Consider the following 23,638-nt stretch of genomic DNA (forward strand, 5'->3'; position numbering starts at 1 on the left):
TTAAATGCTGATTAGTTCAAACGTGCAGATGTTGCGAGGTCAGCGATCAGTTTTTCCTGTGCTGCCTTGTCAGCCAATTCGCGGCGCAATACTTTCTCAGCGATTTCCAATGAAAGCGTAGCTACTTCCTGTTTGATTTTGCTTACGGCCACCGCTTGTTCGTTGCGGATGGTTTCGCGGGCAGAGTCAATGATCTTTTGTGCTTCCACAGCTGCTTTGTCTTTTGACTCGGCGATGGTCTTGTCGGCAGCATCTTTCGCGTCACGAAGGATCTGGTCACGGATGGCGTTGGCCTCAGCGATCAGTTTTTCGTTGTCCGACTTCAATTGTGCCATTTCAGCACGGGTTTTTTCTGCCAGGTCCAAAGCACCCTGAATTTCGTTTTCACGGTCTTTCAAACCTTTGAGGATAGGTTTCCAGGCGAATTTGGCCAGGATGAACACTACCAGCAAAAATACTACCAGCATCCAGAAAATAAGGCCTGGGTTTGGAGTAAGCAATGACATAGTTAAATGAGTTTTTGAGTGTAAGAACGATCTGAAATCTTCTCTCTTCTTATTAAAATTTCGTGGAAGCCTAATGCTCCCACGAGAATGTTTTCCACCGCGTCCGGGCCTAGCGCGCCGGGGCGGCGTTCCCCTTTCGGAAGCTATTACAGCTTGAAAGAGATAAGCAGACAGATTACCGCTGCGAAAAGCGCTACCGCTTCAATAAGGGCCGCGATGATCAACATAGCAGTTTGGATTGCACCAGCAGCTTCCGGTTGACGGGCGATACCTTCAACAGCGCTACCACCGATTTTACCAATACCAAGACCTGCACCGATAGCAGCAAGACCTGCGCCGATAGCAGCACCGAAAACTGCAAGACCTGCACCACCTTGTTCAGCAGCTTGAAGCAAAATTTGAAGCAACATAATTGTGTTTGTTTTAAAATATAATTAATAAAAAAGAGATTCAAATCAATGTCCGTGGTCGGCGTGGCTATGCTCTTCGATAGCGCTTCCGATGTACATGGACGACAATAGTGTGAAGATGAATGCCTGGATGAACGCTACCATGATCTCGATAAAGTTCAGGAACAATGCGAACAGGGAGATTACCGGGGCGATCACGAAGCTTTGGAAAATAAAGATCAGACCGAAAAGGCTCAAAAGGATAATGTGACCTGCGGTGATGTTGGCGAACAACCGGACCATCAATGAGAATGGTTTCATGAACACACCCACGATTTCAACCGGGATCATGATGATCAACAGCGGAGCGGGTACGCCGGTAGGTGCCAGAAGGTGTTTGTAGTAATTACCATTGGCATTCAAATGCACCACGATGAAAGTAAGTACTGCCAGTGTAAGCGTTACGGCGATGTTACCTGTAAGGTTAGCCGAGCCTGGAAGCAGACCCATGATGTTGTTGATCAGAATGAAGAAGAACAACGTGAGCAGGTAAGGCAGGTATTTTTCGTATTTCGGGCCTACGTTCGGCTTCACCACTTCGTCGCGGATGAAGAGGATGATCACTTCCATGGCGGAAGCGAAGCCTTTCGGCGCTTTGCCTTTGCCGTTTTTGTAGAAGCTCGCAACGCCCGTGAAAACGAGGATCAGGATCACTGCGCTGATGAGCATCGAAGCTACGTTCTTGGTGATCGAGAAGTCGTAGATTTTGCGGGATTCGTCCACCGGCACAATCTGCTCTGAATCACCATGTACAAGATGGTAGCCATTGTATTCGTGGTGGTCGTTGTGGAAGTTGGCCGAGGAGAACACCTCGATACCGCGGTCGGCGGAGTAGAGAATCACGGGGAGCGGAAGTACCACTCCGTGGGTGAATTCCCATTCGTGCGAGTCAGCAATGTGGTGCATGATCATCTCGCCGATGTTGAATTCTTCCTCGTGCTCTTCAAGCTTATGTTCAATTTTATGCTCTTCCTCATTCACAGCCTGGGCAACCGAGCCGGACTCGTGCTGAGTAGGTTCGTCGGCGCGGGCCGGGAGGTTAAAAACGCATGTTGCCGCTACAAGGGCGATAGTAAAAAACCGTCTCAGATGGGTATACATAAATGCTTGAAATACTATGCTTTGTCAATCGCGGCGCAAGTTACGATACAAACCATATATTTCAAAGCATGTATAAAATAAATAGAGTGCAAAAAAGTTGATAACGAATAGGAATGAATCAGTTAGCCCCTTGTATAAAAAAAGTCCGATGAAAATCAGGCTCAGAATGATCCTCGCAACGATGGTGGAAATGTAAAATGTGACAAATTTCTCACGGTTGTTCCGCATTCCGAATTCCATCAGCCGGTGTGCCAGGAACGCCAGCCCAAAAAAGAATACGAGAATGTACCATATATAAGGGTGTAGAAAAGAATCGGCGTCGAATCTTTGAGCAAGGAAAAATACAATTCCCAGTAAAATGCTCGCGATGAGGGTACGTAGCATGCGGGTAGCCCGGCGGGGCAGACTATTGTTTGGTAAAACTTCGTATCAAAAGATAGAGCGAGGCGGCAATGGAAACGAGCGAAAGCACCAGCGTCCAAACGGGCACCTTGTTTTGCTGCCACTCGTCGAGCTTGTAACCGCCATAGGTGAATGCCAGAATGGTGCCCAGCATCTGCGTGGCCATGCCCGAGTATTTCAGGAAGCGCGACGCCTGGCCTTTGTCTGTCGGCTTTTTGGGGTCTTCCATCATGCGTAACTCCCCGTATCAGTTGAAAAACAATGGTAGAATATCGGGGTAAAATTGCTTCAAATTTTGCAAATGGCATTATCTTCGATACGGATTTGTTTAAAATACCGTTTTACGTTTGCTGTCCCGGACCAACCGGGCGCGCCATAAAGTCAATTTCGTGATCGACCGTTTTACCTCCCATATCCGACGCATATTACCGTTACTTGGCCTGATCGCCGTCGTGGCAGCGTGTTCGCAATACAGCTCCCGGCCCGGCGCGATCACTTTTCACAATGTAGCGGCGCGTTATAATGCCTATTTCATGGCCGAGCAGGATATGCTGGAAGCCGAGTTCGAAATGCAAAAGGCCTACAAGGAGAACTATAACCAGCTGCTGCCGATCCTCCTTCCTATGGATTCGGTGCGCGCGCAGGCGGTGAAACCCAAGTTGCAGGACGCGATCAAAAAAGCGTCGATCGTGGCCGAAAAACATCAGAACAGTAAATGGATCGATAACAGTTACATTCTCCTGGGAAAAGCCCGGCTGTACCTCGGAGAATGGGCCGACGGCCTGGAAGCCCTACGGTACGTATACGCCAACGGGCGTGATGAAGACGACAAGAACAATGCGCTCATTCTGCTCATGCGCGCCTACATCGAGCATAAGGACTATTCCAATGCACTCGGCGTGGCCGAATACCTCAGCCAGCAACCGCTGAACAAAACCTCGCAGCGCGATTTTTACCTTACTAAGGCATATCTGCACCAGCAAAACGGCGAGTACCTCACTTCCGTAGCCATCCTGGAAGAGACATTCCCGCTCCTGAAAAAATCGACCGAAACCGCCCGCATTCATTTCGCGGCGGCGCAGATGTACGACCGGCTGGGCCAGTATGCATTGGCTAATAAACATTATAAAGGAGTAAGTAAGAATAAGCCCAATTACGACCTTGGCTTTTATTCTTCCATGAATTCCCTGCAAAACGAGGTGGTGCTCAACCCCGGGCGCGACCTGACGAATGTAGGTTTTGATAAAATGCTCCGCGACCGCAAGAACGACGACCTGAGAGACCGCGTCTATTTCACGATGGGTTTGCTCGCCGAGCACAAAAAGCAGATCCCGGAGGCAATCAGCTACCTGCAACAAGCCGCCGCGGCATCGAAAGGGAATATGCAGCAAAAGGCTTACACCTATCTGCAACTGGCCCGCATTCAATATGAAGCGCTGGAAAATTTTGAAATGTCCAAAGCCTATTATGACAGCGCGCTGGCCATTCTGCCGCAGCAAGCGCCGGAATATCGCCTCGTAGCGGACCGGAAGCGTGCCCTGGACAATTTCGTGACGCAATACACCATCGTTTCGACCGAGGATAGCTTGCAAAAACTCTCGAAAATGAACCCGGCAGCGCTTGACAACAAAATCGACGCGATTATTGAAGCCAGGGAGAAAAAACGTCTGGAAGAGGAAGAAAAAGCTCGTAAGGCACAAATCGCAGCACAGAATGCCAGCTTGCAGCAAGGCGGCGGCAACCCGCTGGTGAATGGCGGCGAGCGGCGGTGGGAGCTGTACGACCCGGCGCTGGTGAATAAAGGTAAAATCGATTTTAAACGTACCTGGGGCAACCGTCCGCTGGAAGACGACTGGCGCCGCAGCAGCCGTCCGTTGCGTTCAACGGCAGGCAACAATGCAGCCGGCGGCACCGATAGCACGGGGGTAGCGCAGTCAGGTCAGGATAATTCGGGCTTGACCAAAGGCACAGCCGATTGGCAGCAGGTACACGACCAGTTGAAACGAAACGTACCGCTCACCGACACGGCATTTGCAGTTTCCCAAAAGAACAAGGAAGAAGCGCTGTACAACCTAGGAAAGATTTACCGCTTCGATCTCAAAGAATCCAACCGTGCGATTGCCGCATTCGAACGGGTGCTTTCGGAATATCCCAAAACCGAATATAAAGATGAGATCTATTACCTGCTGTTCCTGAGCAATGAGCAAAATGCGGCACAGAAGGATTCCTGGAAATCGAAGCTGCTGAGCGAATATCCCAATTCAACGTATGCGAGGCTGGTGAACAAATCGGCCGACACCGAGGGGACTTCCGGCAATGCGACCAAGGAGTACGAAGCTATGTACAAGCTCTACGCAGATGGTAACCATACCCGTGCGCTGGAAGAAATCGAGAAAAACCTGCCGTCGTACAAAGGCAGTTCGCTGGAAGATAAATTTGCATTGCTGCGCGTTTTCTTGATCGGTAAAGTGCGGGGCAAAGAGGCTTACACTCAGGCCATCACGGAATTCATAAGGCTGTATCCCAACAGTGTTTACCTGCCTCGCCTCAAAGAAATGCAGGAACTCAATTCGCTTTCGATGGGCAAAAGATAATAGGCTGAAATCGTATATTTGCCTTTTACAGTAACCTATCACCCCACATCTATGATTGAATTACAACCCGGAAAGTATCGGCGTACCATTATCCGTCTCTGGCGGTTTGTTGGCCTTGGACTGGGTCTGATCATATTCTACATTGTCGCCGTCAGTTTCAATTTCTTATGGTTGTTCGGCGGAATGCCCGACCTGAAAACGCTCGAAAACCCGAAAAGCGAGCTGTCATCGGAGCTCATCAGCGAGGACGGCAAGTCGCTGGGAAAATACTTTTTTGAAAACAGGACGCCCATCGACATTGCCCAGATTTCCCCTAATCTGATCGACGCACTCGTGGCGACGGAAGACGCCCGTTTCGTGAACCATTCCGGCATCGACCCGCGTAGTTTGCTGCGGGTGTTCAAAGGGGTGGTGTCCGGAAGTTCCAGCTCGGGTGGTGGCAGTACGCTCACCCAGCAGGTGGCCAAAAACCTTTTCAACACGCGCTCGGAGGAGTATGAAGGATTGCTCGGTAAAATTCCGGTCGTGCGTATCGTGATTGCCAAAACGAAGGAATGGGTGCTGGCCGTGATCCTCGAAAGGAAATATACCAAGCAGGAGATCATGCAGATGTACCTGAACACCGTATCGTTTGGAAATAACACTTATGGAATTAAAGTCGCTTCCAAAACCTATTTTGACAAAGAACCCTGGGACCTGAATGTGACCGAAGCGGCATTGCTCGTAGGAATGCTGCAAAACCCGACGCTCTTCAACCCATTGCGCTTCCCGACGAATGCATTAAACCGGAGAAACACGGTGCTCGCGCAGATGTACAAGTACGAATACATCCGCGAGGAGGATTTTAACAAGTTTAAGGATAAATCGCTGGGACTGAATTTCACGGTCGACAGCCATAACACCGGCCTGGCGCCGTATTTCCGCGAGTCTATGCGGGGATATCTCAAAAGCTGGGTGAAACTCTATAACGAAGAGCACGACACCGACCTCGACCTGTACACAAGCGGGTTGCGCATTTACACCACCATCGACTCGCGGATTCAGCGCTACCAGGAGCAGGCGCTTACCGAGCACATGAAAACGCAGCAAAAGCTGTTCGACGAACACTGGAAAGGCCGCAATCCCTGGACTTTCGACAATGGCAAGGAAATTCCCGGCTTTATCAACACCGCCGCCCGCCGCTCGCCGCATTTCATTTCCCTCAAACGCGACCTGGGCGAAGAAGAAGCGTGGAAAATCATGCGGAAACCTTACAAAATGAAGGTATTCACCTGGAACGGAGAGAAAGAGGTGGTAATGAGCCCGCTGGATTCCATTGCCTACTACAAACGCTTCCTGCGCGCGGGGATGATGTCCATGGACCCGCGCAACGGCCACGTGAAGGCGTGGGTAGGAGGTATTAATTTCAAATATTTCAAATACGACCACGTCAAGCAGGGTTCCCGGCAGCCGGGTTCTACTTTCAAGCCGTTCGTATATGTTTCTGCATTGGATAAAAACTTCCTGACTCCTTGCGATCATGTGACCGACCAGCCCATTTTCTTCGGGCTCTCCGACGGCGTACCGGGGGGATGGTCGCCGAAGAACTCCAATAACAAGTATTCTTACCAATCGCTGTCGCTCCGGCAGGCTTTGGGGAAATCCGTGAACACGGTGAGCGCTTACCTGATGAAAATGGTGCGGCCGAAAGCTGTGGTGGAGTATGCGCACAAGCTAGGCATTACTTCCAAATTACAGGAAGTGCCATCGCTTTGTTTGGGTATCAGTGATGTGTCGGTGTATGAAATGGTGGGTGCCTATTGCGCGTTTGCGAACGGCGGCCACCGGACGGAACCGATGACAATATTGCGTATAGAAGATCGCTACGGCAATGTTTTACAGGAATTTTTCCAAAAGCAAAATCAGGAGATCAGCGAAAATATGGCCTATAACATGCTGTACCTCATGCGCGGTGCGGTGGAAGATCCGGGCGGAACGGCTGGCCGCCTGCGTCAGTACGGCGTGACGGAGGGCAACGAAATCGCCGCCAAAACAGGTACCACATCCAATTATTCCGATGGGTGGTTTATGGGCATGACCCAAAACCTCGTGTCGGGCATCTGGGTCGGTGGCGAAGACCGCAGTATCCACTTCCGCACCATCGCCTACGGCCAGGGCGGCCGCATTGCGATGCCGGCCTGGGGCTTGTTTATGCAAAAAGTATATGCCGATCCCACACTGGTCCAGTACCGTAAAATGCCTTTTAACAAACCTGAAAACTACGTGCGTGAATGCGGCGGCGTGACAACGGATAGTACCGATACCTATATCCCGCCTTCCAGAAATGACGACGAAGGCGTTTTGTTCTGACACATTTAATCCCTGAGCGTGAATATTCTCGTTGCCCCCGACAAGTTTCGCGGCTCGCTGGAAGCGGCGGAAGTTTGCAATGCCATTGAAAACGGCGTTAGAAAAGCATTTCCAAATGCAAAAGTGACGTCGATCCCGCTGGCCGACGGTGGTGAAGGGACTTCGAAGATATTGACACAACAAGCCAATGGCTCGGAAGTGACGGTAACAGCCCTCGACCCGCTGAACCGCCCCCTGAAAGCGACCTACGGCATTTCCGCCGACCACCACGTGGCATTCATCGAAATGGCAGCGGCTTCGGGCCTCGGACTTTTGAAAACCGAAGAACGAAACCCGCTGCTGACCAGCACATTCGGAACAGGGCAGCTCATTGTCGATGCATTGGACAAAGGTGTTAAAACGATCATCCTGGGCATCGGCGGAAGCGCCACAACCGACGGCGGAATCGGCATGGCCGAGGCGCTGGGATTTGCATTCAAGGATAAGGATGGCCACACGCTGCTTCCAAACGGTCAGTCGCTCGGCAAAATCGCGTCGATTGACGTCCATAATGCCGATCCCAGGCTTGCATTGGTGTCGGTGGTGGTGGCTTGCGACGTGACTAACCCGCTATTCGGCAAAGACGGGGCTGCATTTGTATACGGCCCGCAAAAAGGTGCCGATCCAAAAATGGTGGTCGAACTGGACCATGGGTTGCAAAATCTCGCGCAGGTGGCCACGCGCGTATTCGGGCGGGACGTGAGCCTCGTACCCGGTGCAGGCGCTGCCGGTGGCCTGGGCGCCGGCTGCATGTGGTTCCTGAATGCGACGCTGAAAGACGGTATCAGCATTGTAATGGAACAATGCAACGTCGCTTCGCTGGTGGAGCACGCCGACCTCGTGATTACCGGCGAGGGCAAGGTGGATGAGCAAACGCTGGCAGGCAAAGTAGTGAAAGGGCTCGCGGGCCTGTGCAGGAGCCATCATGTGCCGCTGGCGGTGGTGTGCGGTACATTGCAGATCACCCCCGAGCAGGCCAAAGCCGCTGGCATGACCTATGCAGTATCGGTGCTCAATCGCCCGATGGACCTGAATGCCGCCCAAAATGAGGCATTTCAGCTCGTAAGCGACGCAACTTTTCAATTAGTGCGGTTGTTTTTCTTCAACAGGGGCGCCGTTTAGTCCTAAATCACAATCAATGTCTGAATTCAATTATAAAGAAGAACTTGCCAAAATTCCTCTCGATCCCGGCGTGTACCGGTATTTCGATGAAACCGGCGAGGTCATATATGTAGGAAAAGCAAAGAGCCTGCGCAACCGGGTTTCGAGTTATTTTTCCAAAAATAACCAGCACGATCGCAAGACCAGACGGCTCGTGAGCCAGATTCGCCGGATCGAGTATACCATCGTGTTGAGTGAGTGGGACGCATTGCTGCTGGAAAATCAGCTGATCAAACAGTTGCAGCCCAAGTTTAACATCCTTCTCAAAGACGACAAGACTTACCCGTTCATTTGTGTGACCGATGAGCCATTCCCGCGCGTGTTCCCGACCCGCAATATGGACCGGACGAAGGGCACATTCTACGGCCCGTTCGCCAACTTGCGGTCGATGCACACTTTACTGGATATGTTCAAGGCATTGTACCAGATCCGGTCGTGCCAGTTGCCGCTCAATAAGTCGAATATCGAGGCGGGAAAGTTTAAAGTGTGCCTCGAATACCATATTGGTAACTGCAAAGGGCCTTGTGAGGGTTTCCAGGGCCAGGATGAGTACAATGCGGAAATAGAACAGGTGCATAATATCCTGAAAGGCAACCTGTCGTCGCCCCAGCAGTATTTCAAAGAGAAAATGCTGGAAGCTGCCGAGCAGATGGCTTTTGAAAAAGCCCACGCCTGGAAAACGAAAATCGAACATTTATCGAACTTCCAGAGCAAGGCGACGGTCATTAACCCGCGCATCGGCAACATCGATGTGCTCACCATCGTTTCCGACGACGAGGCCGCCTACCTGAACTTCATGAAGATCAAACAGGGCTACATGGTGGCCACGCAGACGCTCGAAGTAAAGAAAAAGCTCGACGAAAGCGACCTGGAAATCCTTGCGATGATGATTGTCGAAATGCGCTCCACATACGGTTCGGAGGCCAGGGAGCTGGTTTCGAACCTGAAACCGGACCTGGATATGCGGCTGGATGTGACGGTGCCGCAAATCGGCGACAAGAAGAAGCTGCTCGATATGTCCATGAAAAACGTGATGTATTTCAGAAGGGAACGTACCGAGCGCCGCGAAGTGGAAGCCTCGGCCACTACCTCCAAAAAGGACCGTGTGCTCATCCGTCTCAAAGCCGATTTGCAGATCAAAACGCTGCCGCGGCATATCGAATGTTTTGATAACTCCAATATCCAGGGCACCAACCCGGTGGCTTCGATGGTGTGTTTCAAAGACGGGAAGCCTTCTAAAAAGGATTACCGGCATTTCAATATCAAAACCGTGATCGGCCCGAATGACTTTGCTTCCATGAACGAGATCGTGAGCCGCCGCTACCTCCGGTTGATCGCCGAAGAACAGCCGCTGCCCGACCTGATCGTGGTCGACGGCGGTAAAGGCCAGCTCGGTGCGGCTTGTGATGCATTGAAGAGTCTCGGCATTTACGGCCAGGTGCCCATTATCGGCATTGCCAAAAGGTTGGAGGAAATCTATTTTCCCGAAGATCCGCTGCCATTGTACATTGATAAGCGGTCCGAATCCCTGAAACTGATCCAGCAAATCCGCGACGAAGCGCACCGGTTTGCAATCACCTTCCACCGCGACAAGCGGAGCAAGGCAAGCCTCGTGAGTGAACTGGAAGGCGTGGTAGGCGTTGGAAAAGTAACCGCCACCAAGCTCCTGAAACATTTCGGCTCCGTGCGCGCGATCCGCGAAAGCTCGCTGGAAACGCTTACGGACCTTGTCGGCCTCGACAGGGCGAAAAAGGTAAGGGCCTATTTCGACACCATTGCCGGGGTTTAAAGACCAATGCTTTTTCCCACGACGTAGCCGGTCGTCCAGGCATTCTGGAAGTTGAAACCGCCCGTGATACCGTCTACGTCCATCACTTCTCCCGCGAAAAAGAGTCCGGGTAAAGAACGGCTTTGCAACGTTTCGGGGTCGATATCTGCCAGGGCAATGCCTCCGCAGGTCACAAATTCTTCCTTGAAAGTCGTTTTGCCCTTCACCTCGAACTGGCTGTTTGTCAGAAGTTCGGTCATCCGGTTCAGCACCTTGTGGCTCGCGTCGCCCCAGCGCAGCGTGTCCGCGATCTCCGCTTTTTCTGCAAAAGCTTTCCAGAGCCGCGAGGGCAGGCCGAACCGGGCGTGGGAGGTGATCTGTTGTTTGCTGGTATTCGTTTTTTCGGCCAGCAAAAAGTCGCGCACGTCCTGTTCCTTCATACCAGGCAGCCAGTTGATCCGGCAGGTGAAATGGTAATCTTTTTCCGCAAGGTCTCGTGCGCCCCAGGCCGAGAGTTTCAGCACGGCCGGCCCGCTGAACCCCCAATGCGTAATCAGCAGCGGCCCGCGCCATTCGTGCTTTGTACCGGCTATTTTTACCCCTGCATCTTTCACGGCTACACCAGCCAGCGGCAGGAGATAGTTATCAGGCGTATTGAATGTAAACAATGAAGGCAGCGGCGGTACAATGCCGTGCCGATGTTCTTCCAACCAGTCGAAGCTTTCCGCTCTGGGATAGCCTCCGGTAGCGATCAATAAGCGATCGGTGGTAATGGGCTCTCCATTGACGATTTTCAATTCGAATGCATCCCCTGTTTTTTCAAAAGAATCCACATGCATGCTCGTCCTGATTTCGATATTGAGGTTTCGGGCTGTTTTGATCAGGCATTCGATGATCGTATGCGAAGAGTCCGAGGTAGGGAACATGCGCCCGTCGGGTTCGGTCTTTAATGCAACCCCTTTTTTCTCAAACCATTGCACGGTAGCATCGGCGTCGAAACGGGGGAGAAGTTTGCGGAGCAGCTTTTCGCCCCGCGGGTAATTTTTGATAAAATGCCGCAATTCGTGGGGCTTGTGCGTGACGTTGCACCGGCCGCCGCCGGAAATGCGGACTTTGTTCAGGACTGTCCTGCTCTTTTCGAGAATGGTTATCCGTGCTTCCGGAAACGTTTCGGCGGCGGTGATGGCGGCCATAAAACCAGAGGCGCCCCCGCCCACGATGGTGATTGTCATAATGCTTTGTTTGTCCTACAAAAATGCCATGGAAGTTTTAAAAACTGCAATTTCTTTTTCTATCTTTCAAAAGAGCTTCAAATATTTCAACTAAAACCACCTATAACTATACATGCAAAAAGTACTTGTAATCGGCTTGGGAAAGGTAGGCTCGCTGGTGGGCACTTTGCTGAGCAAGCGGTTCCTCGTGACGGGCGTCGATAGGGCCCAGCCCGCCGTTGCACTGCCGTTTCAGGTGGTGACCGGCGATGTGAACGATTCCCTCTTTGTAGAAAGTGTGTTAATGGGCTTCGATGCCGTGGTGTCGTGCATGCCCTACAACCTGAACCTTCCCATTGCGCGCCAGGCACATAAGTCGGGCATTCATTATTTCGATCTGACCGAAGACGTGCCAACAACTGCCGCCATCCGCGAAATGGCGCAGGATAGCCGCAGCGTACTGGCGCCGCAATGCGGCCTGGCGCCGGGCTTTATCGGTATCGTAGGCATGGATCTGGCCAAACGTTTTACCAAAATCCGTGATATCGAGCTTCGCGTGGGTGCATTGCCCCGCTATCCGAACGGCCTGATGGGCTATTCCTTCACCTGGTCGCCTGCCGGCGTGGTGAACGAGTACCTCAACGACGCCGAGGTGATCCACAACGGCGTGCGGAAAATGGTGCCCTCGCTGGAAGGGACCGAGATGATCAATATTGAAGGACAGGAGTTTGAAGCATTCAGCACTTCCGGCGGCCTCGCTACCATGTGCGAGACGCTCGAAGGCAAGGTGGATACATTGAATTACAAAACCATCCGCTACCCCGGGCATTGCAGCCTGATGCGCTTCCTGCTATATGAGCTGTGCCTGAAAGACAAGCGGGCATTGGTAGAGGAAATCCTGACGGAAGCCAAGCCGCCCGTGCAACAGGATGTGGTGTATGTGTATGCCGTGGTGGAGGGCTGGAAAGGCGATCACCTAGAACGGGAAGAATTTTACCGCGCTTACCATCCCATTGAAATTGATGGCCAGCATTGGCGGGCTATTTCCTGGACTACCGCGGCTTCCATCGCGTCGGTAGTGGAAATGGTGGCCGACGGTGTATTGCCGGACAGGGGCTTTGTCAGGCAGGAAGACATTCTGCTGGACGATTTTTTCAAAACCCTGAACGGCTGGTACTTTACGCAAAACAACGATTGAGGCGCTATGACGGACATTGTTGATATTCTAAATAGACTAGGCATCCGGACCGAAAACCACGGCGTAACTACCGGGACGGCCAGCTGGGAGGGCGGCGGCGCATTAAATGAATCGTTCTCGCCGGTGGATGGTGCAAAAATAGGGGCGGTGCGCCAGGCTGCCAGCGAGGATTACGACCGGGCGGTGGAAGCGGCTGCGCTTGCATTCAAAAAATGGCGCAGCATACCGGCGCCCAGGCGCGGAGATATTGTACGGCAAATGGGCGATCAATTGCGGGAGCGTAAGCACGAGCTGGGTACGCTTGTCAGTTATGAAATGGGCAAGAGTGCGCAGGAAGGCTTGGGCGAGGTGCAGGAGATGATCGATATCTGTGATTTTGCTACCGGACTTTCAAGGCAGCTTTACGGCCTCACGATGCACAGCGAGCGCCCGCAGCATCGCATGTACGAGCAGTGGCATCCGCTGGGCATTACCGGCATTATTACGGCGTTCAACTTCCCGGTGGCCGTATGGTCCTGGAATGCGATGATCGCCTGGGTGTGCGGCAATGTGTGCGTGTGGAAGCCTTCGGAAAAAACACCGCTGACTGCCCTTGCTTGCCAGCAAATTATCCTGTCTGTGCTGAGGGACAATGACTTGCCCGAGGGCGTGTCGTGCGTGGTGACTGGCGGCCGGGAGGTGGGTGAATGGATTGCGCAAGATACCCGGATCGCCCTCGTGTCGGCCACGGGAAGCATTCCGATGGGCCGTTCGGTAGGGGAGCAGGTGGCTCGCCGACTGGGAAAAAGCCTGCTCGAACTCGGGGGGAACAATGCGATTATTGTCACGCCCAGCGCGGATTTGAAAGTAGCGATCCCCGCCATCGTATTCGGCGCGGTGGGCACGGCCGGGCAGCGTTGCACATCTACCCGCAGGCTGATCGTCCATGATTCTATTTTCGACGAAGTGAAAACCCGTTTGATAAGCGCCTACGGCCAGTTAAAAATTGGTAATCCACTCGATCCAGCCTATCACGTCGGTCCGCTGATCGACCGGCATGCGGTAATGCAGTATGAAAAAGCCGTGGAGGAAATCAGGCAGGCGGGCGGGACGTTTGCCGTGGAGCCGGGCGTGCTGGAAGGGAATGCTTATGCGTCGGGGTGCTATGTTTCGCCGTGTATTGCGGAGGTGGAAAACCACTGGGCCATGGTGCAGCACGAAACTTTCGCCCCGATCTTATATCTGATCCGCTATCATGATGTAGATGAGGCTATTGCCGTTCAAAACGATGTGCCGCAGGGTCTTTCGTCAGCCATTTTTACGATGGATTTGCGCGATGCCGAGCGGTTTCTCTCGCACACGGGCTCCGATTGCGGCATTGCAAATGTCAATATCGGTACTTCCGGCGCTGAAATTGGCGGTGCATTTGGCGGGGAAAAGGAAACGGGCGGCGGCCGGGAGTCGGGGTCGGATGCCTGGAAAGCTTATATGCGGCGGCAAACGAATACGATCAATTACGGAACGGCGCTGCCATTGGCACAGGGAATAAAGTTTGAGATTGACTAATTAAAATTTCTAACTTTGTACTATGCGGTTTCACACAATTCATTTAGTTTAAACTTTACCAATGAAATACCAGCTTACATCTGAACAGATTTCGTCCAAGGTTGCCGGGGAAACAGTAATTCTCAACCACAACAAAGGCGCATATTATGGTCTCGATGAAGTTGGGGTCCTGATCTGGGACACATTGGAACAAGGGCCGCAGACCATCGAAGCGCTGTGCGAGGTAGTGACCAATGAATATGAGGTAGATCCCGGCGACTGCCAAAGCGATATCGACGCGCTGTTGCAGGAGCTGATTTCGGAAGGGCTGGTTGAAACAATCCAATAGGTTTTGAGCAAAATCGGTAAGCTGATACGGAGATGGCGGAACTTGTCCGGACCGGAGAAATGGATTTTTCTGCGGGCAACCTGGTGCTTGCTTTGGATTAAAGCCGGGCTCGTACTGCTACCCTTCCCGACGTTCAGAAAATGGTACCATCGGCTAAGCAGCCCCAGCCGGTTGCAGGAACCCGATCCGGGTCTTACGCAGCGGACCGTGTGGGCTGTCGACACTGCTGCCAATCTCCTGCCGTTAGAACTTTTGTGCCTTCCCAGGGCGCTCGCCACCAAATACCTGCTTCGTAATTTCCCTGCACTAACCCTTGAAATCGGAATAGAGATCAATCCCGCGAAACAATTCGAGGCGCATGCCTGGGTGGAGCAAAACGGCAACATTATTATCGGGCGCTGGCCTGAAACCGTTTCCTACAAGCGGCTCTGGGTTTGGGAATGATTAATTTTGAATCAACACACATGCATTATTACATCGCTTTCGGGCTTCATATCCATTCAGAAATTTCCTTGCCCGAACTGGCCGAAGGCGACGCGCATTCCGTAGCCGAAATCTATATCCGCAAAGGCGAGGTCCGCCTGCCAGCCATGCATCCCACCCGCATTTTCCGAAGGGGCATTAAAGCTGCGTTCGGTGAGGACGAGAGCCAGGCATTGTACCTGAATTGGCCCAACGTGGCATCTTTCAAAGCGTCGGGCGGTAACGAGCTGGTCGTATCTCCCGTCGCATCCGACCCGGATATCATTAGCCTTTTTACGGTAAGCGAAGCATTAGGACTCATTTTGTTTCAAAGAGGGCACTTTTTGCTGCATGCGAGCGCGGTGGTGGTGGGTGAGGAGGCCTGGTGCTTCATGGGAATGCCCGGTGCAGGGAAGTCGAGCACAGCTGCGGCGTTTATCAAAGCCGGTTGCAGATTGTTGAGCGACGACCTTACGGCGATCACTTTTGACGAAGCGGGGAAGCCATTTATCTTGCCCGCTTATCCGCAATTGAAGATTTGGGAAAGAACGGTAGCCGGGCTGCAATATGATCCGTCGGACTTGGAACCGGTGAGTGAAGGAGTTAATAAATACGCTTACCAGCCCCGCGAGCAGTTTACTGCACAGCCTGTTCCGCTTAAAAAGGTCTTTTTTCTGCACAAAGCGAGGAACAAACCTGAATTTCAGAACCTGGGCATTGCCGAAATACCCGGCGAAATGCTGCGCAATTTTCCATTGCCCGCGTCCCTCATCGCCGATAAAAATCTGAAAAGACATTTCTTCCAAAGCCTGCAATGTGCCCGGTCGGCCGAAGTGCTTCGGAGAAGACGTCCGGAAGGTTTTGAAAAGCTCGAAAAATGGGCTGAGGACAGTATCCGTGAACAGCTAATCGCGGAATGATATGCAGCGGATCGAAATTTCCCGAGAACTGGCTTACCTGGTGGAAGCGGCAGTCAGGCCGTCGGACCACCAGCCGTTTTCAGTCGGAAATGCTCCTTTTGACCCGCAAAAATACCTAGCACTGGCCAAATGGCATCAGATAAGGCCGCTCGCATTCGAACATGCCGCGGAGAAGTCGCTGGACCTGCCCGCCCCCGTGCTGCGTTCGCTCCGCGAATTTACGCTTGGGCAGGCTGTTACCAACATGGCCTTTCTGGGCATCTGCGTGCGGCTGTACAACAGGTTGGCCGACAATGGCATTAAAGTATTTCCCATGAAAGGCGCGCTTTGGGCGTGGATGCTTTACGATAAGCCCGCCTCGCGCGAGTTTGGCGATATCGACTATTTCGTCGACCGTAATGATGTCTCCAAAAGCCTGGACGTGCTGCTGGACGAAGGCTTTGCGGCGGATAGTTACCGCCATTATCTTTTGAAGCAAAAAGCCGTAGTGGGCGATTACCTTGATACGGATTATCAGCTGCCATTAACTCCTTTGCAGGACCATACATTACAATCGCTTGAAATACAGTGGAATTGCACCTATCCCCGCTATTGCTACAATTTCACATGGGATGAACTGGCCGGTCAGCGTGTCGCGTTCAGCATGATGGGAAAATCGGTGCTTGTGCCGCCAATGGAAATTCAGCTCATGATGATGGTCATTCACCACGGTGGGGTGGAGCAGTGGGATAAATTGAAATACATGGCGGATTTTGTGCGGTTGCTGGATAAGTCGGCGGCGACGCTGGATTGGGCCTATGTTAGCCGCATTACGCGGGAGAAAGGCTTCCACAAACTACTGCTCGAATCACTGGGCGTGGCAGGCTGTCTTACCGGCCGCGATTACCTCGCTCAGGCGGGAGCAGGCCCAGGCTATCCTTCGCAGGATTTTTTACAGGAAATCCTGACGCACTGGGAGAATGAACGGCCGGCCCTCAAAACCAAAACTTGGCGGATTTTCTTCTATAATATAAGGTACCGCGACAGATGGTCGGATAAACTATCCATTGTCGCGGCACACCTGGGTTACCTTACCCACTGGAGATTGCTGAGGCACAAGATGATCTGGTACAAAAAACGGCCGTTAAACGAGGCGGACGGTGATCGTGCCGTCAATGCTATGGCCGGGCGCCAGAATTTGTAGCCCTTCTCCGGTGTTAAACGAATCGACGTTGGCCGTAAGCGGTTCGATGGCTACGCAGTCGCGCGCAGGCGGCGTATATACGACCAGGTATTTGAATTTCTCCGTTTCCTGTTCAATGCGAAGCGTTACATCCTGGTTTTTCGAGATCAGCTCCGTGGTAGCGTACGGACCGGCATCTACAATGAAGCAATTATCGAACTCTCTCCGATGCAGCAGCGCCGGCATCGCCATCTCGAATGGCTCCGTGCCAACCGGAATGAGGTTTTCATTGAACGTCACGAGGCGTTTCGAGGGAATATTAATTTTCCAGGCTTCCACATCCTCGTTGCCGAGCATCCAGTAGGGGTGCCAGCCGAACATAGCCGGCGCGGGTGCCTGTCCATTGTTTTTGGCTTCATATTTTACCTCAAAACGACCGTCTGCATGCAGGGTGTAGCGCACTGAAAAGTGAACCAGGAATGGATAGCCTTTGGCATTATCGATCGTGTAGGACAGCTGGATGTATGCGTGATCCGCATGAATAGCCTGCTCGTCGAGATGAAAATGATTCTTCCGGACTAGGCCATGAATTGCGTTCAAGCCGCCGTCCTCGTTTTTATCCAATTCATAATTTTTACCCAAAAACTTGTATTTACCTTCCGGAATGCGGCTTGCGAACGGGAACAGTAATTCGCTGGCACTTTTTGTATCGGCCAACAGCGCGGCCGGTGTGGCGGGTGTTTTGAGTAGCGAGAAGAGCGTGAGCCCTTTCCGTAACGAGAGCTGACGGACAATCCCACCCAGTTCGGGGATGATTACGCAGCGGTTTTCGGTAGTGGTGTCGTGTATGACATATTCGGTGAGGTCGCCAAATTGCTGCTTGAAAATTTCAAAGGACATCTGCTTTGAAGGTTTAGGGTAAAAAATGAATGTACATCTGTAAAAATAATAGCCGGACAGATTGAATTGCCCGGCTATTGGATATTTTAAAATCGAATCTTATTCGTTGTCGGCGCTTTTTTCCGCCTCTGCCATCTCTTCCTCTTTACGATCTTTTTCCAAAGTCTGTTTCACCACTTCTTCGTGGATCGCAGCCTCTTCATTCGAGCGGCGGTTGATATAGGCCTGGTAGCTCGTTTCCTTCTCGTAAGGACGCTTGCCAATCAGTTTTTCGAGATCTGCCTGGAACAGGATTTCTTTTTCCAGCAATTCTTTCGCCAACACTTCCAATGCGTCACGTTTTTCGATCAGCAGGTTTTTAACAAACTGGTAAGCCTCGTCCACCAGCTTTCTCACCTCTTCGTCAATCGCCTGCGACGTCGATTCCGAGTAAGGTTTGGTGAATGAATAATCGGTTTGTTTCGAATCGTAGAATGAAATATTACCGATGCGCTCGTTCATACCGTACATGGTCACCATGCTGTACGCCACTTTCGTCACGCGTTCGAGGTCGCTCAATGCGCCGGTTGAGATTTTGCCGAATACTACATCTTCCGCAGCGCGGCCGCCCAATGTCATACACATTTCATCAAACAGCTGCTCGGTACGGTACAGATACTGCTCACGCGGGAGATATTGTGCGTAACCCAATGCCGCCACACCACGTGGTACGATCGACACTTTCACCAATGGATCGGCATGTTCCAGGAACCAGCCTGCCACTGCGTGACCTGCCTCGTGGTAAGCCACGATTTGCTTCTCTTCCGGCGAAATGAGTTTGTTTTTCTTTTCCAAACCACCAATCACACGGTCCATCGCATCCTGGAAATCCTGCATGGTTACCTCTTCGCGGTTGCGGCGGGCGGCGATCAATGCAGCTTCGTTACAAACGTTCGCGATTTCAGCACCGGCAAAGCCAGGCGTCTGGGATGAAAGTTTCTGGATATTAACGTCAGTAGCCAGTTTCAATGGCTTCAAATGCACTTTGAAAATCGCCTCACGACCGATCACGTCCGGTTTGTCTACGGAAATCTGGCGGTCAAAACGTCCCGGACGGAGCAATGCAGGGTCGAGAACGTCGGGGCGGTTGGTGGCTGCCACGATGATAATGCCGGAGTCGGTTGCGAAACCGTCCATTTCCACCAAAAGGGAGTTCAATGTATTTTCACGTTCGTCGTTCGAACCCGGCATGGCGCCACGGCCACGTGAACGACCTACTGCGTCGATCTCATCGATAAAGATGATACAAGGCGCTTTTTCTTTCGCTTGTTTAAAGAGGTCACGCACACGCGCTGCACCCACACCCACGAACATTTCTACGAAATCGGAACCGGACAGGGAGAAGAATGGCACGCCTGCTTCACCGGCTACTGCCTTAGCGAGCAATGTTTTACCCGTTCCCGGAGGTCCTACGAGCAATGCACCTTTGGGAATTTTCGCACCGAGTTTCTTGAATTTGTCGGGGCTTTGCAGGTATTCCACAATTTCCTTGATCTCTTCTTTCGCTTCGTCGAGGCCAGCCACATCATTAAATGTGATCTTTACCTTGTTTTCTGCATCGAAAAGCGTTGCGCGTGAGCGGCCGATGTTGAAGATCTGGCCACCCGGTCCTACACCACCCGACATTCTGCCGAGAATGAAGTACATCACCAGGATCATGACAATGAAAAAGCCCCAGGTTCCGAGGAAACTGGTCCAGTCGTTGCGGGTATCTACCACAAAAGGTACCTTGTCGTCGTCCGGCGTGCCTTCCTGCATTTTATCGAAATCCTTCTTAAAGGTTTCCGCAGACGTAACCTGAAACTGGTAATGCGAGGCACTTTCGCCGCCGAAATAGTTATTTTCCTTTGCAACAACCCTGTATTTATCGAGTTTGAGCGCTTCGGGTTTGAGCGTTACTTCCACCGATTTGTCGTTCACAATGGTAACGCGCTCCACTTCCTTGTCAGCCATCATCTTTTCGAAACGTTTCTGAGTGGTTTCGCGGATGGTTGATGTGCGGTTAAGGTACGTGATTCCGAGTATAGTAGCGATCAGAGCGGCTATAATCCAACCTTGATATCCCTTCTGAGGACTTTTAGGGTTGAGTGGCCCCCTTTTGTTATCGTTTTCAGACATTCGTTCGTATTAATTAAGAGGAAATATATTAAACAACAATCCCGGCGGGGCTAATGTTCGCCCGCGGGCCTTATACCATGGAATCTTCCAGGTATGTCACCTCTGCATCTCCCCAAAGTTCTTCCAGATCGTAATGTTTGCGACGTTCTTTGTTGAAAATATGTGCGACTACGTCCACATAATCAATCAAAATCCATTCCCCATTAGCCTTTCCTTCTTTTTGCCAGGGCTCTGTTTTGGATATTTTATAAACTTCTTCCTCGACCGAGTTGGCCAAAGCATCTATCTGAGTGTCGGAATTCCCCGAGCAAATCACGAAAAAGTCAGTTATTGAATTTTTTACTTTTCTGAGGTCTAATATGGCAATGTCCAAACCCTTCTTTTCTGTCATGCCCTTCACCACCAGTTCGGTGAGATCTTTTGAGGATAGTTCTTTATTTTTGCGTTCTTTCATGCGTGATTGTTTCCTTTTCTAAAACCCTAAAGTAAAACAAAAAAATTGTACAACTCTACACCGGACACGCTAATAATTGGTAAAAAAGTTATATACCTGCCAACTTGTCATTCCACCAACGACATAGCGGCTGAAATAGTACATGCGGGGTTGTTTGAAGAAGGAACGGTTGTCATAACCGACAATCAGGTGAAGGGAAGAGGCCAGCGCGGTACTGTCTGGAATGCCGTCGCGGGTCAGAATCTGACATTTTCCGTCATCCTGAATCCCACATTTCTACCCATTCAGGAGCAGTTTCTCATCAGCCAGATCACCGCCCTCGCTATCCGCGGCTACCTGGCGAGCTACGTAACCGACACGAAGGTGAAATGGCCTAACGATATTTATATGAACAGCCGCAAAGCAGTAGGTGTTTTGATCGAAAATTCCCTGCAAGGTTCGCGGTTTGCGACTTCCATTGTCGGTATTGGGGTGAATATCAATCAATCACATTTCGAAAACGGCTTCGCTACATCGCTGCTCCGCGAAACAGGCCGCACATTTACATTGACGGAAGAATTTCACAAGCTCCTCAAATTCCTGGACACACACTACGTCCGGCTCCGCTCCGGCGGCCAGTACGAAGCGATCCGGCGTGAATACCTAAGCCATTTGTATGGTTATCAGCAAGATGTGAAATTTGCTTACCAGGGCAACATCACAAACGGCTCGGTAACCAATGTGACACAGCTTGGAAAAATCCGTATAAAATTGGCCACCGAGCCGGAAGAACTGGAATTCGGTTTGAAAGAAATCGAGTGGGTTAAAGAGTGATCAGCCCCATTTGCCGATCACGGCCATCACGACCGCGCAAATGCCCAAGCCAAGAGACTCGCGCGCGAGTTCGATATTGAGGGTGCGCATCGCAGCTTCTCCGAAGAAAATTCCTTCAAACTCTGGCGGCCATTGAAAAATAGCGCCAATTAAATAGCCCGCAGCAAGCGCGTAAAACACCCACGGTGGCCACAGCTCACGGATGCTCATGAAGCAGCCAAGCGCGGCAAAGCTGTAAATCCCGATCCAAACGCCCGAATCGGGGTCATCGACCTGGAAATAGGCAAAAATCACGAAGAGTATGCCGAAAAATATCTTTAAAAGTCTCATGATAGTGGGTTTGGTTTCTGTACTGTTTTAAACAAAATTGTTACTGACAAAATTGCGCCAAAGCGTTCGCCGCATCGCTGTAACCAAGGTTCAGCGCCTGTTTCAGGCTGGTACAACCTAAGTCTTTTTCCCCTTCATTATACTGCGCCAGGCCAAGTCCGTAGAACGCCTTTCCATATTGGCCGTCCAGTTTTACCGTCTGGCGGAAGGCCAATGTGGCTTTTTTGAAATCCTGCGTGCGGTAGTAAGTGTTGCCGAGGTTATACCAGGCTTGTTTATTGTTTTCGTCGAGCTTGGTCGCTTTTTCAAAGTCCTGGATCGCTTCGGGCGCTTTGTCCATGAGCACGAGCAGCTGGCCGCGGTTCAGGAATACGTCGGCGGTGTCAGGCGCGAGTTCTGCCGATTTGTTGTAGTCGGCAAAGGCGGAATCGAGCTTGTTTTCATCCTTATAGAGCAGCGCACGGTTGAAATAGGGGCGGTAGGAGCCGGGTTGCAGCTTGATAGCCTGCGCGAAATCAAGCAATGCATTGTCGTTTTCTTTCAGTTCATAATAAGCTACGCCGCGGAGATTGAACGCGTCGGCATTGGTGGTGTTTTTTTCGATCGCTTTGTTGATGAATTCAATCGCTTCGCGGGTTTTGCCTTGCTGCATGAGCTCTTTACCTTTTTGCAGGAACGCGTCGGAAGATTGTGAACAGGAGTAGAGGGAAATCAGGATAATAAAAAAAAATAATCGAAGCATACTGGTTCATTTCTAGTTGTTTCGCACAAAAGTAAGGCTAAACGTTACACGAATGTTTTCTTTTTGTGAATAAAATGTCGTTATCTTTGCAGCGGCAAATCGGAACTACCAGCTCCTTCCGAATCCCCCAGGTCCTGACGGAAGCAAGGGTAGGTGGTCGATGCGGTGAGATTCTCGGTTTGCCTTTTTTTATTTCTTCGCCTCAGGTTTTTCCGTCTTTCTTTCTTTTTGCTTTTGTTCAGGGTTTTCTACTTTTGTGGAATATTCTAACCAATAAATTTTCAATATGAAATTTTTCATTGATACTGCGAACCTGAATGAAATTCGGGAAGCGCAGGCACTTGGTGTTTTGGACGGTGTGACCACCAACCCATCTTTGATGGCAAAAGAAGGAATTACAGGTAAGGATAATATAATGCGTCACTACAAGGCTATCTGCGACATCGTAGATGGTGATGTAAGCGCGGAAGTGATCTCGGTTGATTTCGAAGGAATGGTTCGCGAAGGCGAAGAACTGGTGGAAATCGACGAGAAAATCGTGGTTAAAATCCCGATGATCAAAGAAGGTATCAAGGCTTTGAAATATTTCTCTTCAAAAGGCATCCGTACCAACTGTACATTGATTTTCTCTGCGGGACAAGCGCTCGTAGCTGCGAAAGCCGGTGCTACTTACGTTTCTCCATTCGTAGGCCGCCTGGATGATATCTCTACCGACGGTATCGGCCTGATTGAGCAAATCCTCACCATTTACAGAAACTACGGGTTTGATACGCAAGTACTTGCAGCATCAGTTCGTCACCCAATGCACATTATCCAATGCGCAGAAGTAGGTGCTGATGTAATGACCGGCCCATTGAGCGCAATCGAAGCATTGCTGAAACACCCATTGACGGATATCGGTCTGGAAAAATTCCTTTCTGACTACAAAAAAGGGAATTCTTAATTAGATTGTCTCGCCGAGCGGAGTCGAAGCGCATGCGATCGCGCATATCCTTCGACTCCGCTCAGGATGACATTACCGTTTTACCACACTACCATTCAGAGCAT

At 51.2% G+C, this 23,638-nt stretch carries 22 protein-coding genes; 12 read left to right on the forward strand and 10 right to left on the reverse strand.

The genetic code is table 11. The annotated features are described in order from the left end of the window. Nucleotides 1-11: 11 nt before the first annotated feature. The 4 genes from atpF to DFER_RS25040 form a co-directional block, all read right to left on the reverse strand. Complete coding sequence (gene atpF, locus DFER_RS25020; protein WP_229206108.1) at nucleotides 12-506, reverse strand: F0F1 ATP synthase subunit B; 495 nt, start codon at nucleotides 504-506, stop codon at nucleotides 12-14. Between the two features lie 146 nt (nucleotides 507-652). Beyond that, nucleotides 653-916 carry an ATP synthase F0 subunit C gene (gene atpE / locus DFER_RS25025; protein WP_019942415.1) on the reverse strand — a complete coding sequence of 88 codons (264 nt, stop codon included), beginning with the start codon at nucleotides 914-916 and terminating at the stop codon, nucleotides 653-655. A gap of 45 nt (nucleotides 917-961) precedes the next feature. After that, entirely contained in the window at nucleotides 962-2,056 is a 1,095-nt protein-coding gene (atpB, locus tag DFER_RS25030; protein ID WP_015814466.1) for a F0F1 ATP synthase subunit A, read from the reverse strand. A 406-nt stretch (nucleotides 2,057-2,462) separates the two neighbouring features. Next, complete coding sequence (locus DFER_RS25040; protein ID WP_015814468.1) at nucleotides 2,463-2,690, reverse strand: AtpZ/AtpI family protein; 228 nt, start codon at nucleotides 2,688-2,690, stop codon at nucleotides 2,463-2,465. A 115-nt stretch (nucleotides 2,691-2,805) separates the two neighbouring features. On the opposite strand from DFER_RS25040, the gene porW reads away from it, so the two are divergent. From porW to uvrC, 4 genes are read left to right on the forward strand one after another with little or no spacing between them, the layout of a single operon-like run. Beyond that, entirely contained in the window at nucleotides 2,806-5,052 is a 2,247-nt protein-coding gene (porW, locus tag DFER_RS25045) for a type IX secretion system periplasmic lipoprotein PorW/SprE (RefSeq protein ID WP_015814469.1), read from the forward strand. 51 nt (nucleotides 5,053-5,103) lie between these two features. Then, the gene (locus DFER_RS25050) at nucleotides 5,104-7,401 is read left to right on the forward strand and encodes a transglycosylase domain-containing protein (protein ID WP_015814470.1); all 2,298 of its coding nucleotides are present in this window, start codon (nucleotides 5,104-5,106) and stop codon (nucleotides 7,399-7,401) included. A gap of 18 nt (nucleotides 7,402-7,419) precedes the next feature. After that, nucleotides 7,420-8,562 (forward strand): glycerate kinase, encoded by a 1,143-nt coding sequence (locus DFER_RS25055; protein WP_015814471.1) that lies wholly within the window; start codon nucleotides 7,420-7,422, stop codon nucleotides 8,560-8,562. Between the two features lie 16 nt (nucleotides 8,563-8,578). Continuing rightward, nucleotides 8,579-10,390, forward strand: coding sequence for an excinuclease ABC subunit UvrC (gene uvrC, locus DFER_RS25060; protein ID WP_015814472.1), 1,812 nt, complete (start codon nucleotides 8,579-8,581; stop codon nucleotides 10,388-10,390). Here uvrC and DFER_RS25065 read toward each other — a convergent pair. Beyond that, on the reverse strand, nucleotides 10,387-11,601 hold the full coding sequence (locus DFER_RS25065) for a BaiN/RdsA family NAD(P)/FAD-dependent oxidoreductase (RefSeq protein ID WP_015814473.1): 1,215 nt from the start codon (nucleotides 11,599-11,601) through the stop codon (nucleotides 10,387-10,389). The genes uvrC and DFER_RS25065 overlap by 4 nt on opposite strands. Nucleotides 11,602-11,713: 112 nt before the next feature. Between DFER_RS25065 and DFER_RS25070 the strand changes: the two genes are divergently transcribed. The 6 genes from DFER_RS25070 (at nucleotide 11,714) to DFER_RS25095 (ending at nucleotide 17,216) form a co-directional block, all read left to right on the forward strand. Beyond that, nucleotides 11,714-12,778, forward strand: coding sequence for a saccharopine dehydrogenase family protein (locus DFER_RS25070; RefSeq protein ID WP_015814474.1), 1,065 nt, complete (start codon nucleotides 11,714-11,716; stop codon nucleotides 12,776-12,778). Between the two features lie 6 nt (nucleotides 12,779-12,784). Further along, on the forward strand, nucleotides 12,785-14,323 hold the full coding sequence (gene amaB / locus DFER_RS25075; protein WP_015814475.1) for an L-piperidine-6-carboxylate dehydrogenase: 1,539 nt from the start codon (nucleotides 12,785-12,787) through the stop codon (nucleotides 14,321-14,323). 61 nt (nucleotides 14,324-14,384) lie between these two features. Beyond that, on the forward strand, nucleotides 14,385-14,651 hold the full coding sequence (locus tag DFER_RS25080; protein ID WP_015814476.1) for a PqqD family protein: 267 nt from the start codon (nucleotides 14,385-14,387) through the stop codon (nucleotides 14,649-14,651). Between the two features lie 3 nt (nucleotides 14,652-14,654). Further along, nucleotides 14,655-15,095: a lasso peptide biosynthesis B2 protein gene (locus tag DFER_RS25085; protein ID WP_015814477.1), complete on the forward strand. Its 441-nt coding sequence runs from the start codon at nucleotides 14,655-14,657 to the stop codon at nucleotides 15,093-15,095. A gap of 20 nt (nucleotides 15,096-15,115) precedes the next feature. Then, nucleotides 15,116-16,033, forward strand: coding sequence for a phosphoenolpyruvate carboxykinase (ATP) (locus DFER_RS25090; RefSeq protein WP_229206109.1), 918 nt, complete (start codon nucleotides 15,116-15,118; stop codon nucleotides 16,031-16,033). A 1-nt stretch (nucleotide 16,034) separates the two neighbouring features. Continuing rightward, nucleotides 16,035-17,216, forward strand: a complete 1,182-nt coding sequence (locus tag DFER_RS25095) for a nucleotidyltransferase domain-containing protein (protein ID WP_015814479.1) — start codon at nucleotides 16,035-16,037, stop codon at nucleotides 17,214-17,216. On the opposite strand, the gene DFER_RS25100 is transcribed toward DFER_RS25095, so the two are convergent. The 3 genes from DFER_RS25100 to rsfS form a co-directional block, all read right to left on the reverse strand. Beyond that, a complete protein-coding gene (locus DFER_RS25100) occupies nucleotides 17,157-18,095 on the reverse strand; it encodes an aldose 1-epimerase (RefSeq protein WP_015814480.1) in 939 nt (312 codons plus the stop codon). The genes DFER_RS25095 and DFER_RS25100 overlap by 60 nt on opposite strands. Nucleotides 18,096-18,194: 99 nt before the next feature. Further along, nucleotides 18,195-20,252 (reverse strand): ATP-dependent zinc metalloprotease FtsH, encoded by a 2,058-nt coding sequence (gene ftsH, locus DFER_RS25105; RefSeq protein ID WP_015814481.1) that lies wholly within the window; start codon nucleotides 20,250-20,252, stop codon nucleotides 18,195-18,197. A 70-nt stretch (nucleotides 20,253-20,322) separates the two neighbouring features. Then, nucleotides 20,323-20,706, reverse strand: a complete 384-nt coding sequence (rsfS, locus tag DFER_RS25110; protein ID WP_015814482.1) for a ribosome silencing factor — start codon at nucleotides 20,704-20,706, stop codon at nucleotides 20,323-20,325. A gap of 45 nt (nucleotides 20,707-20,751) precedes the next feature. On the opposite strand from rsfS, the gene DFER_RS25115 reads away from it, so the two are divergent. Continuing rightward, entirely contained in the window at nucleotides 20,752-21,519 is a 768-nt protein-coding gene (locus DFER_RS25115; protein ID WP_015814483.1) for a biotin--[acetyl-CoA-carboxylase] ligase, read from the forward strand. On the opposite strand, the gene DFER_RS25120 is transcribed toward DFER_RS25115, so the two are convergent. Further along, entirely contained in the window at nucleotides 21,520-21,849 is a 330-nt protein-coding gene (locus DFER_RS25120) for a transmembrane 220 family protein (RefSeq protein ID WP_015814484.1), read from the reverse strand. Between the two features lie 40 nt (nucleotides 21,850-21,889). Then, nucleotides 21,890-22,591, reverse strand: coding sequence for a tetratricopeptide repeat protein (locus DFER_RS25125; RefSeq protein WP_015814485.1), 702 nt, complete (start codon nucleotides 22,589-22,591; stop codon nucleotides 21,890-21,892). A gap of 286 nt (nucleotides 22,592-22,877) precedes the next feature. Between DFER_RS25125 and fsa the strand changes: the two genes are divergently transcribed. Then, a complete protein-coding gene (gene fsa, locus DFER_RS25130; RefSeq protein WP_015814486.1) occupies nucleotides 22,878-23,534 on the forward strand; it encodes a fructose-6-phosphate aldolase in 657 nt (218 codons plus the stop codon). Nucleotides 23,535-23,638: the final 104 nt, after the last annotated feature.

It is taken from the genome of Dyadobacter fermentans DSM 18053 (assembly GCF_000023125.1).
GTDB classification, from domain to species: Bacteria; Bacteroidota; Bacteroidia; order Cytophagales; family Spirosomataceae; genus Dyadobacter; species Dyadobacter fermentans.